13 protein-coding genes are annotated in these 17,784 nt (G+C 71.6%); 6 read left to right on the plus strand and 7 right to left on the minus strand.

The window, feature by feature from the left end:
- Positions 1-33: 33 nt before the first annotated feature.
- From WMF45_RS35380 to WMF45_RS35395, 4 genes are all read right to left on the minus strand, one after another.
- Complete coding sequence (locus WMF45_RS35380) at positions 34-2,475, minus strand: GH36-type glycosyl hydrolase domain-containing protein (RefSeq protein WP_437709876.1); 2,442 nt, start codon at positions 2,473-2,475, stop codon at positions 34-36.
- A 193-nt stretch (positions 2,476-2,668) separates the two neighbouring features.
- The gene (locus WMF45_RS35385) at positions 2,669-3,658 is read right to left on the minus strand and encodes an aldo/keto reductase (protein ID WP_437709878.1); all 990 of its coding nucleotides are present in this window, start codon (positions 3,656-3,658) and stop codon (positions 2,669-2,671) included.
- Positions 3,659-3,877: 219 nt separating this feature from the next.
- Positions 3,878-4,654 (minus strand): hypothetical protein, encoded by a 777-nt coding sequence (locus WMF45_RS35390; RefSeq protein WP_437709880.1) that lies wholly within the window; start codon positions 4,652-4,654, stop codon positions 3,878-3,880.
- A gap of 488 nt (positions 4,655-5,142) precedes the next feature.
- Positions 5,143-5,652, minus strand: a complete 510-nt coding sequence (locus WMF45_RS35395) for an OmpA family protein (RefSeq protein ID WP_437709882.1) — start codon at positions 5,650-5,652, stop codon at positions 5,143-5,145.
- Positions 5,653-5,783: 131 nt separating this feature from the next.
- On the opposite strand from WMF45_RS35395, the gene WMF45_RS35400 reads away from it, so the two are divergent.
- Positions 5,784-8,645 carry an Hsp70 family protein gene (locus WMF45_RS35400; protein ID WP_437709884.1) on the plus strand — a complete coding sequence of 954 codons (2,862 nt, stop codon included), beginning with the start codon at positions 5,784-5,786 and terminating at the stop codon, positions 8,643-8,645.
- A gap of 42 nt (positions 8,646-8,687) precedes the next feature.
- Here WMF45_RS35400 and WMF45_RS35405 read toward each other — a convergent pair whose 3' ends face one another.
- Positions 8,688-9,602, minus strand: a complete 915-nt coding sequence (locus WMF45_RS35405; protein WP_437709886.1) for a hypothetical protein — start codon at positions 9,600-9,602, stop codon at positions 8,688-8,690.
- Between the two features lie 439 nt (positions 9,603-10,041).
- Between WMF45_RS35405 and WMF45_RS35410 the strand changes: the two genes are divergently transcribed.
- A complete protein-coding gene (locus WMF45_RS35410) occupies positions 10,042-13,065 on the plus strand; it encodes a beta-propeller domain-containing protein (protein WP_437709887.1) in 3,024 nt (1,007 codons plus the stop codon).
- 67 nt (positions 13,066-13,132) lie between these two features.
- Here WMF45_RS35410 and WMF45_RS35415 read toward each other — a convergent pair whose 3' ends face one another.
- Both WMF45_RS35415 and WMF45_RS35420 read right to left on the minus strand, forming a co-directional pair.
- Positions 13,133-13,393 carry a hypothetical protein gene (locus tag WMF45_RS35415; RefSeq protein WP_437709889.1) on the minus strand — a complete coding sequence of 87 codons (261 nt, stop codon included), beginning with the start codon at positions 13,391-13,393 and terminating at the stop codon, positions 13,133-13,135.
- The gene (locus tag WMF45_RS35420) at positions 13,390-14,040 is read right to left on the minus strand and encodes an RNA polymerase sigma factor (protein WP_437709891.1); all 651 of its coding nucleotides are present in this window, start codon (positions 14,038-14,040) and stop codon (positions 13,390-13,392) included. The genes WMF45_RS35415 and WMF45_RS35420 overlap by 4 nt, the downstream gene beginning before the upstream one ends.
- A 152-nt stretch (positions 14,041-14,192) precedes the next feature.
- Here WMF45_RS35420 and WMF45_RS35425 point away from each other — a divergent pair, with 152 nt between their 5' ends.
- From WMF45_RS35425 to WMF45_RS35440, 4 genes are all read left to right on the plus strand, one after another.
- The gene (locus WMF45_RS35425; RefSeq protein ID WP_437709893.1) at positions 14,193-14,549 is read left to right on the plus strand and encodes a hypothetical protein; all 357 of its coding nucleotides are present in this window, start codon (positions 14,193-14,195) and stop codon (positions 14,547-14,549) included.
- A gap of 53 nt (positions 14,550-14,602) precedes the next feature.
- On the plus strand, positions 14,603-15,121 hold the full coding sequence (locus WMF45_RS35430; protein WP_437709895.1) for a hypothetical protein: 519 nt from the start codon (positions 14,603-14,605) through the stop codon (positions 15,119-15,121).
- A gap of 153 nt (positions 15,122-15,274) precedes the next feature.
- Positions 15,275-16,201: a Grx4 family monothiol glutaredoxin gene (grxD, locus tag WMF45_RS35435; protein ID WP_437709896.1), complete on the plus strand. Its 927-nt coding sequence runs from the start codon at positions 15,275-15,277 to the stop codon at positions 16,199-16,201.
- A gap of 149 nt (positions 16,202-16,350) precedes the next feature.
- Entirely contained in the window at positions 16,351-17,739 is a 1,389-nt protein-coding gene (locus WMF45_RS35440; protein ID WP_437709898.1) for a sigma 54-interacting transcriptional regulator, read from the plus strand.
- Positions 17,740-17,784 lie beyond the last annotated feature (45 nt).

Genomic DNA, 17,784 nt, shown 5'->3' on the forward strand with positions numbered 1-17,784 from the left:
CGCCATCGCGCGGCGCGCTCCGACAGAGGGCCTTCAGCCCATCTCGATCTCGACGCGCACCGTCGAGCCGGCCGGCGACAGGGGAATCACGTTCCCCGCGACGGTCTTGCCGTCCACGGTCAGCTTCTTCACGCCCTTGCACACCCCCGAGTTCTTGACGCTGATCTCGTAGGTGGCGCCGCGGAAGCGGCGGGAGATGGAGAAGCTCTTCCACGCCTTGGGCACGCAGGGATCCAGCTTCAGGCCGTCGTACTGGGGCTGCACGCCGAGGATACCCTGGCTGACGGACACGAACGTCCAGGCCGCGGTGCCGGTGAGCCAGGCATTCTTGGCCTCACCGAAGACCGGGGCGTCCTTGCCGGCGATCATCTGCGCATAGACGTAGGGCTCGGCGCGATAGGTCTCGATCTGGCTCTCCTTGGCCGAGGGGCAGATGGAGAGATAGTACTCCAGCGCGCGCTCCCCTTCGCCCAGGAGACACCAGCCGAGGTGGATCCATGTGTTGTTGTGGCAGAAGATGCCTGCGTTCTCCTTCACGCCCGGCGGATACGAGGTGACCTCGCCGAGCTCGAGGTGATAGGTCGAGTACGCGGGCTGCTGCAGAACGATGCCGTTCTTCGTGTAGAGGTGCTTGTGCACGCTCTCCATCGCCTGCTTGGCGCGGCCGTTGTCCGCGCCGGCGCCGCCCAGGACGCACCAGCCCTGGCTCTCGATGAAGATCTTCCCCTCCTCGTTGTCCTTGCTCCCGACAGGCCGGCTCTCGGCGTCGTAGGCGCGGCGGTACCACTCGCCGTCCCAGGCCTCCTTCTCGACAACGGCCAGCATCTCCGCGTACTGATCGCGCATGCGCGCCGCGTCGGACTTCTGGCCCATCCAGTCGTACAGGGCGGCCATCTCGCGGCTGGCATAGAGGAAGAGGCCGGCGATCATCACGGACTCGGCCTTCGAGTCCTTCACGTCACCCGCGGTCTGGAAGCTCTCGTTGGGCTCGGTGCTGAAACAGTTCAGGTTGAGGCAGTCGTTCCAGTCCGCGTGGCCGATCAGCGGCAGGCCGTGCGGGCCCCGCTTCTTCATCGTGTAGGCGATGGACGTCTCCAGGTGGTGGAGCAGGTCCTCCTTGGAGCCCGCCTTGTCGGCGTAGCCCACCGCCTCCTTGAGGATGCCCTTGTCGCCGGTCTCCTTGATGTACGCGCACGTGGAGAGGATCAGCCACAGGTGATCGTCGTAGAAGTCGCCGCCGATGTCGGCGTTCCCCTTCTTCGTCAGCGGCTGGTACTGGTGGTAGCAGGTGCCGTCGCTGAGCTGGGTGGCCGCGATGTCGAGGATGCGCTGGCGGGCGCGCTCGGGGACGAGGTGCACGAAGCCCAGGAGATCCTGGTTCGAGTCGCGGAAGCCCATGCCTCGGCCGATGCCGGTCTCGTACATGCTGGCCGACCGAGAGAGGTTGAAGGTCGCCATGCACTGGTACTGATTCCAGGTGTTGAGCATGCGTGTCGCGTGCTCGTCCGGGCAGTCGGCCTGGAAGTTCGACAGGATCCCGGCCCAGTCCGCCTTCAGCTGGGCGAACGCGCCGTCCACGACGCCGGGCGCCGAGTACTTGGCGAGGATCTCCTTGCCCTTCTGCTTGTTCAGGACGAAGGGCGCCTTGAACTTGGGCAGATCCCCGTGGTCCACGTACGAGAGCACGAAGCTCAGCGTCTCGCTCGCGCCGGGCTCGAGCGAGAGGCTCACCTGGTGGCTGCCGATCGGGTTCCAGCCGAACGCCTTGGAGTTCGTGGCCTTCCCCTTGGCCGGCACCTGGGCCTCGTGGAGGCCGTGGTGGACGCTGCCGCAGAAGGCGTCACGGCTCGTGTCGAAGCCGTCGATGGCGCGCGTGCAGGCGAAGAGCGTGTAATGGGAGCGGCGCTCGCGGAACTCGGTCTTGTGGTAGATCGCGCTCCCCTCGATCTCCACCTCGCCGATGGAGTAGGTGCGCTGGTAGTTCGTCATGTCGTTGAGCGCCTCGAAGAAGCAGAACTCCTGATAGGAGAAGAGCTGGATGTCCTTCTTCGCGCCGCTCTTGTTGGTGACCCGGGTGCGCCAGATCTCCACGTTCTCGCCGGGAACGATGAAGTAGAGCACCTCCACCTCGACGCCGTTCTTCTCGCCCGTGATCTTCGTGTAGCCCAGGCCGTGGCGGCACTCGTAGCGATCGAGGGCCGTCTTGAGGGGCTTCCACATGGGGTTCCACACGACCCCACCGTCGTTCACGTACAGGTAGCGCCCGCCGAGGTCCATGGGCACGTTGTTGTACCGGTAGCGCGTGAGCCGGCGCAGCTTGGCGTCCTTCCAGAACGTGTAGCCGCCCGCCGTGTTGGTGCAGAGGCCGAACATCTCGTCCGAGCCCAGGTAGTTGAGCCAGGGCAGCGGCGTGTCGGGCCGGGTGATGACGTACTCGCGGCTCTCGTCGTCGAAGTGGCCGTACTGATTGCTCATGGACGCGCGGTCTCCGTGGATAGCGACAGAAAAAAACCCGGAGGCAGCGCTGCCCCGGGTCGGATAAGCCGTTATTTGTCAGGCCTGGGGCCTCCGAGCGAGCTCAGAGGGCCGCCACTCTAGACCCCGGCACCTCCGCTTGTCAACCGGGCCTGGGGGCGCGCCTCGCTCACGGAGCCGCGTATCCGCCGCTTCAACCTACCTTGAACGTGTCGTAACGGCCGGCGCGCGGCGCGACGCGCGCCTCCAGCGCGGCGCGCTCGGCGGGCGGCATCGGGAAGGAGAGGGACCGCGCACCCAGGTTCTCGCGCACCTCGTCGATCGACGAGCAGCCGATGATCACCGTGTCGGCGTGGCTCGCCGCGTAGTGGATGAGCTCGCTCGCGCTCGCGGCGCGATCCTGGAGCAGGCGGCCCGCGGCCATGATCTTCATGCCGATGACGCCGACGCCGCGCCGCCGTGCCTCCTCGACCACGGTCGTCAGGAACGGGAGCCGCGCCGGATCTGCGGGGTTGACCGCGCAGAGCACGGTATCCACAGGATAACGCCGCATCGCCTCCAGGAGGATCCGCGGGTCGTGGTGGCCGGTGATCCCGACGTGGCGCACGCGGCCGTCGGCCCTGGCCTGCTCCACGGCCTCGATGGCGCCCCGCTTGCCGAAGATGGCGTCGAGCTCCTCGATCTCCCGCAGATCGTGCAGCTGCCATGAATCGAGGTGGTCTGTCCCGAGCCGACGCAGACTGTCGTCGAGCAGCCGCAGCGCGCCGTCGCGATCGCGCGCGTGCGTCTTGGAGGCGAGGAAGACCTGCTCGCGCGCCTTCGGGCCGGCGGCGCGGAAGGCTTCACCGTAGTAGTCCTGGCTCTGCTGGTATGCAGGCGCGGTGTCGCAATACCTGACCCCGAGGCGCAGGGCCTCCAGGATCACGGGCACCGCCTCGCGGTGACGGCCGGTCGTCCGGAGGATCCCCTCGCCCCCGAGCGACACCGGCTCCACCTGCGCGCCGGTCCGCCCGAGCGTGCGCGCGGGCACCCCGCCGGCCGCAGGCGCCTCGCCGGCCGCAGGCGCCGCAGGCGACGGGCAGCCGGCTGCCCCGACCGCCACGGCCGCTGCGGTCGTGGCGACCGCTCCCAGCACCCCACGACGGCCACCGTCGGCACTTCCCGTCTCGCTCGGCCCGCGCATACGGCCCTCCTGGAGAGGACTCTACCAACCGGCAGGTCGAACGTAAACCGAGGCCTGGATCCATGCAGTCACGCGGCTCGGGCGAGCGGCGGCGGGTGCGCCGCTCTCCTCATCGAGGCCGCAGCCCGGGGGGCGGACGCCGTCTTCAGCGTGCAGCCGAGCGAGGGGCAACCGTCAGGGACGAGCCCTGGGCACGCGGAAGTGGCCGTCAGCCACTCGCTACCACCGGTCGTCGGAGTCGTCGTCGTCCGACCGATCGTCGTCCTCGAACACCAGCCTGCCAATCACCACCTGGCGCGCCGTCGTGGGGTAATAGGCCGTGACGGCGGCCGTGCTCCAGGTGTGTCCGACGATGGTTTCCGAGGTGTTCATGTAGAGCCGCATCGTCCCGTAGCCGGCGCCGGAGGCCCCCCGGCCGCTCGAGGCGTACCTGGAGTCGGACGAGCCGTGGTGCGTGCTCGTCGAGTCGACGATGCTCACCTCGAACTGGAATGTGCCCGCGACGAGGGGTGTGACGGGGAGCTTCGCCCTGGGCGCCCGGCGGAGGATCGCGACGTGCCCGGTCGACGACTCGCCAGCGGGGTAGCGGATGGCGATGATGTCGGCGGCGCGCGCGTCCTTGGGGTCGTGGATCCTCTCGAATCCGTTCTCCTCGACGATGGCGTCGTAGTAGGCGGCCGCGCTCGGGCTCCGGCTGCCCAGCCAGTCGTTGAGCGACGCTTCGGTGAAGCCGTAGCCCCGCTTGAGCAGCTCCGTCAGGAAGGTGGCGCACTGCGTCCGGTTCGCGTAGCGCCGCGCGCCGGCCACACCAGCCCAGCTGATGAAGCTGGGGCTCGAGTTGTATTCGTTGTTCTCAGCGCTGATGTTGTCCACGAGGCTCTCCGCCCACCTGAGGTGGTCGGCGTGATGCGCAGCCGCGGTGCGCGGCGAAAGCCACACGAGCCCCGGAAGGACGAGACAAGCGATCTCCAGCACACGACGACGAACGCTCGCCATGATCCACCTTGCAATGCAGTGAGTTGCCCGAACTGGCGCGTCGCACTCAGCGCGCGGATTCCCGTGATGTATTAAGTACGATCGAGAGGCGCCGTTCAATACAAATTTGCAACACAATCATCTTTGGGAGTCGCTTGTCCCACAGGCGCACAGACGGACAGGCATCCTCGCGCTCGCGCTCGCGCGGCGCACGGCGATGCGATGGGCAGCGCGGCGCGGGGGAGTGACCCACGTGACCAACAACCAGCGGGGCAGTGCGAGGCAACCCGGCAGCCCGGCAGCCGGCAACCCGGACAACAAACCTCGCGACCGCTGCCCCGCACGATGCGGGGCACGCGCTGACGTCGACGAAATCAGTCGATTTCGAATGAGGGTCTGTGTTAACCTGGCCTGTTGTTCCGACGCCCGGGTGGCTCGGGTACAGGCGCGAGGAGGGGCGTGTCAGACCTGGAGCGACGGGCGGGCGGCCTCGATCGGTCGCCAGCCGGTCACTTCGACTTGATGCGGAACTCCACCCGCCGGTTCACGGCGCGGCAGCCCTCGTCGTTCGTGAAGCAGAGCGGCGCGCCGGCGCCATACCCCGGCGCCGTCATCGGCGTCGCGACGCCGCGCTGGACGAGGTAGCGGACGACGGCGTTCGCGCGGCGCTCGGACAGCTTGATGTTGTGATCCACGCTGCCCTGGTTGTCCGTGTGGCCCTCGACCGTGAGCGCGGTGATCTCCGGGTGCGTCCGCAGGATGTTCGCCACCGCGTCGAGGACCGAGAACGACTCCGGCCGGATCTCGTCCTTGTCGAGGTCGTAGAAGATGGGCCGGGCGATCTTGATGCGATCCCCCTCGATGACCGCCTCGGCAGGCGCCGCCGGCTGGACGGCCACGGGAGGAGGAGGAGGCGGCGGCGCCGCGCTCGCCGCCACCGACATCTCGGTCTTCGCCGACCCGCACCCCGCCGCAAGGGCGCCCAGGACCACAAGCCAGATCGCTCGGTTCGCTCGCATTTCGCGGCTCTAGCACGGGGAATCGCCCGGAAGAACCGGAAGAAATGCGCGGGCGCGCGCGAGCCGGCGCGGCGGCGCGCCGGACCTGCGGAATGCGCCGCGGCGATCCAGTATCGTTGCTGCGCGCACGCATGTCCGCCCCCGCGAAGAGCCCGAGCCTGATCGTCGGAATCGACCTCGGCACCACGCACACCGTCGTGGCGTGGGCCGAGCGCGACGCAGGTCCCGGTGCGATCCGCGTCTTCTCGATCCCGCAGCTCGTGACCGCCACCGAGACCGAGGCGCGCCCGCTGCTGCCGTCCCTGCTCTACGCGCCCCTCCCCGGCGAGGCGCCGGCCGATCCGTTCGGCGACGCGCCCTTCGCGATCGGCGAGCACGCGCGCCGGCGCGGCGGCGAGATCCCCGGGCGGCTCATCGCCTCGGCGAAGAGCTGGCTCTGCCACCCCGCCGTCGACCGCACGGCGCCCATCCTGCCCTGGGGCGCGGCCGAGGAGGCGACCTCCCTGCAGCGCGTCTCGCCGCTCGACGCGAGCGCCCGGATCCTCGCCCACGTGCGGCGCACCTGGGACGACGCCTTCCCGGAGCGCCCGCTCGCGGCCCAGGAGGTCGTGCTCACCGTGCCGGCCTCGTTCGACGAGGTCGCGCGCGAGCTCACAGTCGAGGCCGCCCGCCGCGCCGGCCTCTCGGCGCGCCTCCTGGAGGAGCCGCAGGCCGCGTTTTACGACTTCATGCGCCTCGCCGGCGCCGAGGGCCTCGAGGCCCTGCTCGAGCGCTCGGGCGGCGAGGCGATGGTCCTCGTCTGCGACGTCGGCGGCGGCACGACGGATCTGTCGCTCATCCGGGTCGCTCGGGGCGCCGGCGCGGCCAAGGGCCCCCCCGAGGTCTCCCGCGTCGCGGTCGGCCACCACCTCTTGCTCGGCGGCGACAACATGGACCTGGCGCTCGCCCACCTCTGCGAGCCGCGCCTCGTGGGCGCAGGGGAGAAGCTCGACCCGGCGCGCTTCGGCCAGCTCGTGCTGGCCTGCCGCGCCGCCAAGGAGCGCCTGCTCGCGGGCGAGGCCTCGTCCGGCGGCGCCGGCGGCGCCGCGCCTTCGCCGCCGGATGACGCGCCGGTCACGGTGCTCTCGCACGGCGCGCGGCTCGTGGGCGGCGCGCTGACGACGCGCCTCGGCCGCGAGGAGGTCGAGGGCGTCGTGCTGGACGGCTTCTTCCCGGACGCGCCGCGGGACGCCCGGCCGCAGCGCGGGCGGAGCGGGCTCGTCGCGTTCGGCCTGCCCTACGAGCGGGACGTCGCGATCACCCGGCACGTGGCCTGGTTCTTCGCGCGCCACGCCCCGGAGGCGCGAGGGCCGACCGCGCTGCTCCTGAACGGCGGCGTCTTCCGGGCCCGCCGCGTCGCCGAGCGCCTCGCGCAGGTCGTCGAGCGCTGGGGCGGCCCGCCGCTCGATCTGCTCCCGCACGCCGATCCCGACCTCGCGGTGGCGCGGGGCGCTGTCGCGTATGGCCTCGCCCTCGCGGGCCGCGGCGTGCGCATCGAGGGGGGCGCGGCGCGCGGCTACTACGTCGGCCTCGAGCCGCCCGCCGGCGGGGGGCCGCGGCCAGCGGTCTGCGTCGTGCCGCGCGGCGCGAAGGAGGGCAGCGTCCACGCGGCGGCCGGGCGGACCTTCGCGCTCGTCGTGGGGCGCCCGGTGCGGTTCGACCTGTTCGCGTCGGATGACGCGCGCGCCGATCGCGCGGGCGACCTCGTCGCCCTCGAGGACGACCGGTTCGAGGCCCTGCCGCCGATCGCGGTGGCGTTCGACGCGGGGGACGCGGCGCGCGCCGCGACCGGAAAGCAGGCGGAGGTGCGGGTGCAGATCGAGGGAGAGCTCTCCGCGATCGGCACCCTGGATCTCGCCTGCGTCGAGGTGGACGCCGCGGCGCCGCGCCGCTTCCGGCTGGCGTTCCAGCTGCGCGAGGACGGCCGCGGCGCGCGCGCGACCGAGGCCGAGGGCGGCGCCCCGGCGGAGCGGGTGCAGGCGAGGCCTCACGCCGCGGCGGCGCCGGGCGGCAAGCGCCTCGACGAGGCACGGGAGGCGATCGAGCGGGTGTTCGGCAAGGGGCGGCCCGACGTGACGCCGCGGGAGGCGAAGAACCTCGTGCGCGAGCTCGAGCGCGTCCTCGGGGAGCGCGCCACCTGGACGACGGAGACCGCGCGGGCGCTGCTCGACACCCTCGTCCCGAGCGCGCGCTCGCGGCGGCGCTCGGCCGATCACGAGCGCGTGTTCTGGTCGCTCGCCGGCTACTGCCTCCGCCCCGGGTTCGGCGACCCGGGCGACCCGGCGCGCGTCGCCGCGCTCGCGCCGCTCTTCGCCGAGCGGCTGGCGTTCCCGCAGGAGGCGCGCTCCTGGCAGCAGTTCTGGATCGCCTGGCGCCGCATCGCGGGCGGCCTCGACGAGCCGCTGCAGGTCGCGATCCGGGATCTGGCGGATCCGTTCCTGGCCCCGGCCGAGCAGCGGCTGAAGAAGCCGAAGGGGGTGAAGCCGGAGGCGCTCGACGATCTGCTCGAGCTCTGCGCGTCGCTCGAGCGCGTGCCCGCCGGCCGGAGGAGCGAGCTCGGGGCGTGGATCCTGGAGCGCACATGGACCGACCGCGACGCCCGGCTCTGGGCGGCGATCGGCCGCCTCGGCGCGCGCGTGCCGGCCTACGCGAGCGTCCACCATGTGGTGTCGCCGGCGGCGGCCGAGCGGTGGATAGACCACCTGCTGCGCGAGAAGTGGCAGGAGCTGCCGTCCGCGGCGCCGGCCGCGGTGCAGCTCGCGCGCAGGACCGGGGACCGGGCGCGCGACGTCTCGGACCGGGTCCGCGGCGAGGTGGAGCGGCGGCTAGAGAAGGTGGGCGCCCCCGAGGCGTGGCTCAAGGCGGTGCGCGAGGTGGTGGCCTTCGAGGAGTCCGAGCGCGCGGCGTTCTTTGGAGAGGGGCTGCCGGTGGGGCTGCGGCTTGTGAGCGAGTAGGAGCGGTCAGCGGCGAAGTCGACCGCTGAACTGCACCCCGCTCTACTCGCCGGAAGCCGCCTCGATGCATGCCTCGAGCTCCGGCGTCGCCCGCCAGCCGCACTCGCCCGACGCGCCCCGCTCGCACACGCTGTGCTCCTTGTAACACCCGTACTCCTCGAGCCACTCGCACGTGGTGACGACATCCACCCCCTTGTCCGCGCAGATCTGCCCGCTGCAGCCCGTCACCACGCACGGCCCAGCCTCGCCGCCGCCGATGCACGCCTCGAGCTCCGGCGTCGCCCGCCAGCCGCACTCGCCCGACGCGCCCCGCTCGCACACGCCGTGCTCCTTGTAACACGCGTATTCCTCGCGGTACTCGCAGGTCGTGGCCACCTCCTCATCCGAGCAGACCTGACCGCTGCAGCCGGTCACCACGCACGGGGCAGGCTTGTCGCCGCCGATGCACGCCTCGAGCTCCGGCGTCGCCCGCCAGCCGCACTCGCCCGACGCGCCCCGCTCGCACACGCCGTGCTCCTTGTAACACGCGTACTCATCGCGCCACTCGCAGGTCGTGACCACCTCGTCATCGGCGTCGGCACAGACCTGACCGCTGCAGCCGGTCACCACGCACGGCGCAGGCTCGCCGCCGCCAAGGCACGCCTCGAGCTCCGGCGTCTCCCGCCAGCCGCACTCGCCCGACGCGCCCCGCTCGCACACGCCGTGCTCCTTGTAACAGGCATATTCCTCCCGGTACGCGCAGTCCGTGACCACGTCCTCGTCCGCGCAGACCTGGCCGCTGCAGCCGGTCACCTGGCACGAGACCGGCTCGCCGCCCGCCACCCCACCTCCCCCAGGGCCTTCCCCCCCGCCCTCGATCGAGCCCTGACAGCCTTTGCCCTTGGCGCCGGTGAGCAAAGGTACGAAGAGCACGAGCATCGCAACGACAAGCCGGTGACGTTTGCTGAAAAGATCCATCGTCAAGCCTCCTATCAAGTAGAGACGAACCTGCCATTCGGCAGCCGCAGGCGCCAGGATTCACACCTCGTGCCAAGCACGGCGCCGGCGCATCCCCTCGCATCCCCTCGCATCTCCGCGCGCAGACGCGATGCTCCCGCGGTGACGAGCAGCTGCCCACAAGCCGCGTGAGCCGCCTCCAGGTCATGAGACCTCACCCCGGGATCAGGGCATCGAACATCGCCACGGCGCACGCCTTGCGGGCAGGCCCATGACCGCCGGCAGCCCGCCGGCCGCACACTCTGGCACAAGCCACGGGAATACCCGCAAATTCCTTGGATCTTCCGTGGGGTTCCGCATGGCCCGTTACTTGCTAAGTGCGCCGGGCACGGGACCTGAACGGTGCACGCGCACCGGCGCAGACATGACGCCCTGTGTCTCGTCCTCAACGAGGTGGACTATGACCTTCCTGTCTAGAACTTACGCCGGCTGGCTCGTCCTCGCGACGGCGGCGGCCTCGGCCGGACTCACCGGCTGCGGGAAAGGCTCGACGGGGCCTTCCTCCGAAACCGGCTCGACCGATTTCATCTCTGACACTCCGAGGGCCGGCGGAGGAAGAGATGCGGCCGACGGTGGCGGCGAGGGCGCAGCGGGCACCGGAGGCGACGGCGCCCCGACCGCGCCTCCGGCCGACGGCGACGCCGAGCGCGCGATCACCGAGGCCGACATCATCCAGGTCAAGGACGGCAAGCTCTACGCGCTCTCGCAGTACTCGGGGCTCAGCGTCATCGACATCTCCCGGCGCGACCGGCTGAGCCTCGTCGGGCGCTACCGGGCGAGCGGGATCCCCTTCGAGATGTACCTGCGCGACGGGATCGTCTACGCGATGTTCTCGTCGTGGACCCAGTACGTCTACGACGCGGCCACCGGCGAGTACTCCTATGAGCAATCGAGCCACATCGAGGCGCTCGACGTCTCCGACCCGGCGGATATCCAGCAGATCGGCTCGTTCGACCTGCCGGGTACCATCTCCGACTCGCGCATCGTCGGTGACGTGCTCTACACCGTCACGTTCGAGGACGGCGGTTGCTGGGGATGCAAGCAGTCGCGGAACACCACGATCACCTCCCTGGCCGTCGGCGCCCCCGCCGACATCGCCGTGGTCGATCAGCTGAGCTACGACGACGACCCCAACGACTACGGGTGGCAGCGCAGCGTGAGCGTCACCCAGGACCGCATGTACATCGCGGGCATCGAGTGGGACGGCACCGACGAGGGGCACTCCACCATCCAGGTCGTCGACATCTCCGATCCCGGGGGCGCGCTCGTCGAGGGCGCGAGCGTCGAGGCCGTCGGTCAGATCCAGAGCCGCTGGCAGATGGACGAGCACGAGGGTGTCCTCCGCGTCGTCAGCCAGCCCGGCCTCTGGCGGACCAACGCGCTGCCCGGCGTCCAGACCTTCGCCGTCGCGTCCTCGCAAGAGCTGACGCCCCTCGGCTTCACCGAGCTCACCCTGCCCCGGCCCGAGACGCTGCGCTCCGTGCGCTTCGACGGCGACCGCGCCTACGCGATCACGGCGGAGCAGACCGACCCGCTCTTCACCATCGATCTCAGCGATCCGGAGCACCCCGCCCAGCTCGGCGAGCTCGAGATGCCCGGCTGGGTCTACCACATGGAGCCGCGCGGCGACCGGCTGCTCGCCCTCGGCTTCGACAACGCCGCCACCGACGGCGCGCTCCACGTCTCGCTCTTCGACGTCTCCGACCTCGCGAAGCCCACGATGCTGGAGCGCGTCCATTTCGGCGGCGACTGGGCGAGCTTCGCCGAGGGCCAGGACCGGATCCACAAGGCCTTCACCATCCTCGACGATCTCGGCACCATCCTCGTGCCGTACAGCGGCTGGGACATCGACGAGGCCGAGGGCTGCGGCTCGTACGAGAGCGGCGTCCAGCTCGTCGACTTCACGGCCGACACGCTCACGAAGCGCGGCTCGGCGCCGGCGCGCGGCCAGGCGCGCCGCGCCTTCGTCCACGACACGCGGCTCTTCGCCGTCTCCGATCAGGAGGTCGGGACGTTCAACATCGATGATCGCGACGCCCCGGTCGAGGCCGCCGACCTGGCCCTGGCGACGGTCGTCAGCAACACGGTCGCCACCGGCGATCTCGTGGTCCGCATGGGCGCGGACTGGTGGACCCAGGCCGCGGAGCTCGAGGTCGTGTACGCCGCGGACCCGGGGCGCACCGAGCCGATCGGCAAGCTCGACCTCTCGACGCTGGCCTCCGGATCGAAGAGCGACTGCTATGGATCCGGCCTCTCCAGCGCGCAGCTCTTCGCGCACGGGCAATACGCCTACCTGCTCTGGCCCTCGTACACGGACTCGTCGAAGACGAGCCTCGCCGTCATCGATCTCACGAACCCCGAAGCCCCCCGGATCGCGAGCCAGCGCGATCTGCCGTTCACCAGCAACGCGCTCTACTATAACGGGTACTACGGCAGGATCGTCGCCGCGGGCGCCGCCGTCGTCCAGGCAGGGAGCACGCTCGTGCTCCGCAACGTCGAGGACCCGTACTACTACTACGAGGACGGCGGCGGCGCCCCGCCGCCGCAGCCCCGCGATCCGTCGCTCGAGATCATCGACCTCTCGAACCCGTCGAGCCCGACGCACCGCTCGCTGCCCCTGCCCGACGGCGCCGGCTACACGGGCCTGCAGCTCGACGGGACCACCGTGCTGACGTCGCACTGGGTGCCGCTGCAGGGCGACTCCTCCAGGGCGCGCTTCTACCTCGACCGCATCGACGTGGCCGATCCCTCCTCGGCGGTCGTGCGGACGCCGGTCAACGTGCCCGGCTCGCTGCTGGCCTTCGATGGCGCGTCGGACCGCGCGCTCACGGTCGATTACGAGGCGGTCGAGTTCAACGTCCCGGGCTACCGGGAGTGCTTCAGCGCGTTCAGCTACTACGCCGAGTTCGTGCCGACGAACCAGCAGAACTACGATGGCCCCGGCGTCTGCCGCGGGACGCGCCACACCCTCAAGCTGCTCGACGTCGGCAGCGCGAACGCGCGCCTCCGGGACGAGCACTCGCTCGACGACGACACCCGCCTGGACCAGGTGTTCGTGGGCGATGACCGCGTGTTCATGTACACCTCCGGGTACTACGCCGTGGGCGACGCGGTGGGCGGGGGCGCGTACTCGTCCGGGATCCTCGTGGCCAGCGGGCTCAAGGGAGGCAGCATCGATGTCGCGACGAAGGAGCTCTCGAGCCCCGACGCCGGCTGGCCGCGCGCCGTGGACGGGACACGCCTCCTCCTCGCCGGCTACAACCCGCCCGGGCTCTCGGTGCTCGACGCGGCTGACCTCGACGAGCTGACGCTCGAGATGAAGGGCGAGCTCTCGTCGTACGTCTCGCAGGTGACGATCTCCGGCGACACCGCGCTCTGCGCGCTCTGGTACCACGGGCTCGAGGTCGTCGACCTCGGCGACTGATCCCCGCGCCGCCCCTTCACCCCGCGCGGCTCGTCACGGGCCGCGCGGCGAAGGCGCCGCGCGGCCGCTACCCTCCCCCGTAGATCTGCCCGATCTTCTGCACCGAATCCCACACGTACACGCAGCCAGAGCTCAGCAGGAGCCCCGGCAGGATCACCGCCGACCAGGCGAGCGAGAGCCGCGCGCTCGGCGCGGGGCGCTCCGTCTCCACCAGCGCGTCGCGGGCGAGGCGCCGGACCGCGTCGGCCCGGGCCGGGTCGAGCGGGGCGACCGGCGGCAGATCGGCGAGGCCCCTCGCCAGCGGATCCTCTCCTGAGAACGGCTTCATCGAGAACCTCCTCGCGTCTGTCCATCCGGCGCGTCCGCGGCGTCCGCGGCGGAGATCGAGGTCGTCGATCCCCGCCGGGGCCGCTCAGCATTTCGCCTTTCGAGGCGGGCCGCAAGCTCGGCGCGGGCGCGCGACAGGCGCTTGCGCGCGGCGTCCTCGCGGATGCCGAGCACCTGGGCGACCTGCGCCGTGTCGAGCCCCTCGACGGCCCCGAGGAGCAACACCTCGCGGTGCACCGCCGCGAGATCGCGGAGAACCGCCTCCAGCGCCGCCACGTCGGCTCGGGCGTCCGCCGTGCCCTCGGGCTCGGGCGCGGCCGGCGCGGGCTCGCGGGAGAACAGCGCGGCGCGGGCGAGGTCGATCAAGGCGGAGCGGCGGTGGCTGCGGTAGCGGTTCCTGGCGATCGTGAACAGCCACGCGGCGAGATCGGTGTCCTCGGCGAGCCGGCCGGCGTGGCGCGCGACGGCGAGCCAGGTGTCCTGGAACAGGTCCTCGGCGACGTCGCGCCGGCCGGAGAGGCGCACGAGGAAGCTGAAGATCCGGGGGTGGTAGCGCGCGTAGAGCGCGTCGAAGGCGCGCGGATCGCGGCGCCTCAGGCGCGCCGCGAGCTCGGCGTCGGACGGAGCTGCTGCGCCCTCCCTCTCCACGCCGGCATAACGCGCGAGGGCCGCGGGCGTGACAAGGAAGTTTTCCGGTCACGGGATCCGCGGCGCCGTGTTGGGGCTCGTGAAGGCCGGCGCCCACGGCGGCGGCGACGACACGCGGCAAGCAGAGAAGAGCAGACGAGAGGGAGGCACCGATGTTCGATTTCTTCGTCGAGGGCGGCTGGGGGATGTGGCCTATCCTTGTCTTCGGGATGGTCACGGTCGGCGCGGGGCTGCAGTTCGCCCGGCGGCCGGAGCCCGGGAAGCTCGGGTTCATCGCGGCCATGGGGCTGACGACGCTGGTCGCGACGATCCACGCGACGTGGATCGACCTCGGCGCTGTGTTCAGCTACCTGTCCGACCCGGCGAAGGTGCCTGACGGCGAGCTCGCGCGCGTGCTCGTCGTGGGGCTGAAGGAGAGCACGCGGCCCGGGTCGCTCGGCGGGTTGCTGCTCGCCATCGCGTGCCTGCTCTCGGCGGTGGGCGTGCTGCGCGCCGGTCGAGCGGCGTGATCCGCGGCGCGGTGGCGCTTGGCGCCGGGGCCCGGGTGCGGCACACAAGGTCCATGGGCAGAGCCGAGCTCGCGCAGCTGATCGACCGCGAAGGCCTCGACGCCTCGGACGGCTCGCGAGGCCGCCTCGCGATCGCCGTCCCGGCGGCGTGGGCGCGCGACGGCGCCGACATCGAGATCGCCGTGCCCGCCCGCGTCACCTGCGCCCGCTGCGACGGCGGCGGCTGCGACAGCTGCGCCCGGAGCGGCGCCCACCGCGCCCCGGCGGAGGTCGCCGCGAGGACGCTGCGGCTCCGGCTCCCCCCCGATCTGAGCGGCGGCGTGACGCTCCGCTTCGTGCGCCCGTTCGGCGAGCACGCCCCGCTCGATCAGCTCCTCGTCGAGCTCCGCGAAGACAGCGCGGCGTCGCCGGGCGTGCACCGCGTCACGCCGCCCCCGTCGGACGCGCTCGCGCGCTCTCCGGGGGCGAGCGGCGGGCGCTTCCGTGTGCTCGGGGCCGAGCTCGGCGCGCCGGCCGTCATCGCGACCCTCGCCGCGATCGCGGCGGTCCTGGGGCTCCTGCTCGGCCGCTGAGCGCGCGGGGAGGCCGCGCGCTCCGCCCTCGGTCGACGCGGGCGAGGCCGGCTGGAGGGCCTCGCTGCCGTGCTTTGCTCATGCTAGCGAGAGGCCCGCGGACGCGCGCGGGAGCCGACAGCACCGCCACCGCCGCGCAGGGAGAGCAAGCACATGAGCCTCAGCGAGCCCATGCGGGCCAGGATCGCCACCATCATCCGCGAGAGCGATGTCGTCCTGTTCATGAAGGGCACGCGCACCGTGCCGCAATGCGGGTTCTCCGCCACGGTGGTGAACATCCTCGACGAGCACCTGCCCGAGTACCAGACGGTGGACGTGCTCTCGGATCCCGCGCTGCGCGACGGCATCAAGGAGTTCTCGAGCTGGCCCACGATCCCGCAGCTCTACGTCCGCGGCGAGTTCATCGGCGGCTGCGACATCGTGAAGGAGCTGCACGCGACCGGGGAGCTCGTGAAGGCGCTCGGACTCGCGCAGGGCGAGGCGCAGGCGCCGCCCACGCTCCGCGTGACCGCGGCGGCGCTCGCGGCGTTCGCGGCCGCGAAAGAGTCCGAGGCCGACTTCGTCCACATCGAGATCGACCCGTCCTACAACTACGGCCTTTACTTCGGCCCGCGGCAGGCAGGCGACGTCGAGGCCCAGGCGGGCGGGGCGGTGTTCCTGCTCGACCGCGCGAGCGCGCGGCGCGCCGAGGGGCTGTCGATCGACTTCGTCGAGGGCCCCTCCGGCGGCGGCTTCAAGCTGGAGAGCCCGAACGAACCGCCGAAGGTGAAGCAGATCTCGTCGACCGCGCTCAAGGCCCTGCTGAACAGCGGCGAGGCGCTCGAGCTGTTCGACGTCCGGACCGAGCAGGAGCGCACGATCGCCAGGATCGAGGGGGCGCGTCACCTCGATCAGGCAGGGCAGCGGTACCTGGAGACGCTCGCGAAGGACGCGCGGATCGTCTTCCACTGCCACCACGGCGGCCGCAGCCAGGCGGCCGCGGAGCACTACCTCGCGAAGGGCTACAGGAACCTTTACAACCTCCAGGGCGGAATCGATGCGTGGTCGCAAGATGTCGATCCCTCGGTGCCGCGGTACTGACCGCCTCGGCCAGAGGCACGCCCACGACGAGCAGCCGCACACCCACGACGGGAGAGGCGCGGGCATCACGTCTCGATAGATTTTTTTAACCACAACGGCCGACATCCGAGAGCCTTCAGGGCCGGCGTGGGATCATGTATGCGTAAGGTGTGGGTGCCGACGATCAGTCGACGATCAGGGCGTCCGACACCGCGCGGTCGGCGTCGCCGGAGGGGGCGACGCCTGGTCTGGTGGTCATCTTCGCCCGCGGCCAGCCTGCCTGCGCGCCGATCCCGCTCGAGGGCGGCGCGGTCGTGCTGGGCCGTGCGGCGGCGGACGACACGGTGGTGGTCGAGGACGAGCAGGTGTCGCGCCGGCACGCCCGCATCGCGCTGTCGGGCGGGGGTCTCCGGATCACCGATCTCGGCAGCAGGAACGGCACCTTCGTCGATGGAGCGCAGATCGAGGATCAGGTCTTCTCGTCGCCCCCGCGCGTGATCCGGCTCGGGAGCACGCTGCTGCGCTTCACCGCGGACATCGAGCCGTTCCAGCGCGGCGGGGTCCTGGAGCACGAGGACGGGCTTGTCGGCCCCACGCTCAGGCAGGTCCGCGAGGCGATCCACCGCGCGGGGATGCGCGGGGATACCTTGCTGCTCACCGGGCCGAGCGGCTCGGGCAAGGAGCTCGGGGCGCGCGCCTACCATGCGGCGACGGGCCGGGGCGGCCCCTTCGTCGCCGTGAACTGCGCCGCGATCCCGGAGGGCCTCGCGGAGCGGCTGTTCTTCGGGGCGCGGCGCGGGGCCTACTCGGACGCGACCGCCGACGCCGACGGCTATGTCCAGGCGGCTCACGGCGGCACGTTGTTCCTCGACGAGATCGCGGAGCTCGATCCGGCGGTTCAGCCGAAGCTGCTCCGCGTCCTCGAGACCCGGGAGGTGGTCGCGCTCGGCGACACGCGCCCGCGCAAGGTGGAGTTCCGCCTGTGTGCGGCCACGTTGAAGGATCTCCAGGCCGAGGTCGCGGCGCGCCGGTTCCGGGACGACCTCTATTACCGGATCGGCCGGCCGGAGGTGCGGATCCCGTCGCTGACGGAGCGGCTCGAGGAGCTCCCCTGGCTGGTGGCGGCGGAGCTGAGGCGCACCGGCGCGCGGCTCGCGCCGGGCGCCAGCTTCCTGGAGTGCTGCGCGCTGCGCGCGTGGCCGGGCAACGTGCGGGAGCTGCTCTGCGAGGTGCGGCAGGCGGGCCTCGCGGCGCTCGCGGCCGGGCGCACCGCCGTGGAGGTGGCGGATCTGGCGCCGTCCGCGGGCCTCGACATCACGGAGGTCGCGAGGCGCACGCCGGCGCCGCCGGAGATGCGGCGGCTCGCCATCGAGACGGCGCTGCGGCGCGAGCAGGGGAACGTCACGCGCGCGGCGCGCTCGCTCGGGATGCACCGGAACCAGCTGCGCCGGTGGCTCGCCCGGCATGGCATCGACTCGTCGGCCTTCGCCGGCGCGGGCAAGCGCAAGGGCGCCTCCCTCCCCTCCGCCAAGGACGGCGAGCGCCACGAGCCCTCGTGACCGGGGGCCGATGAGCGGTTGAATCCGGCGGTCGACAGCCTAGGA

Source organism: Sorangium sp. So ce448, assembly GCF_051520915.1.
GTDB classification, from domain to species: Bacteria; Myxococcota_A; Polyangia; order Polyangiales; family Polyangiaceae; genus Sorangium; species Sorangium cellulosum_B.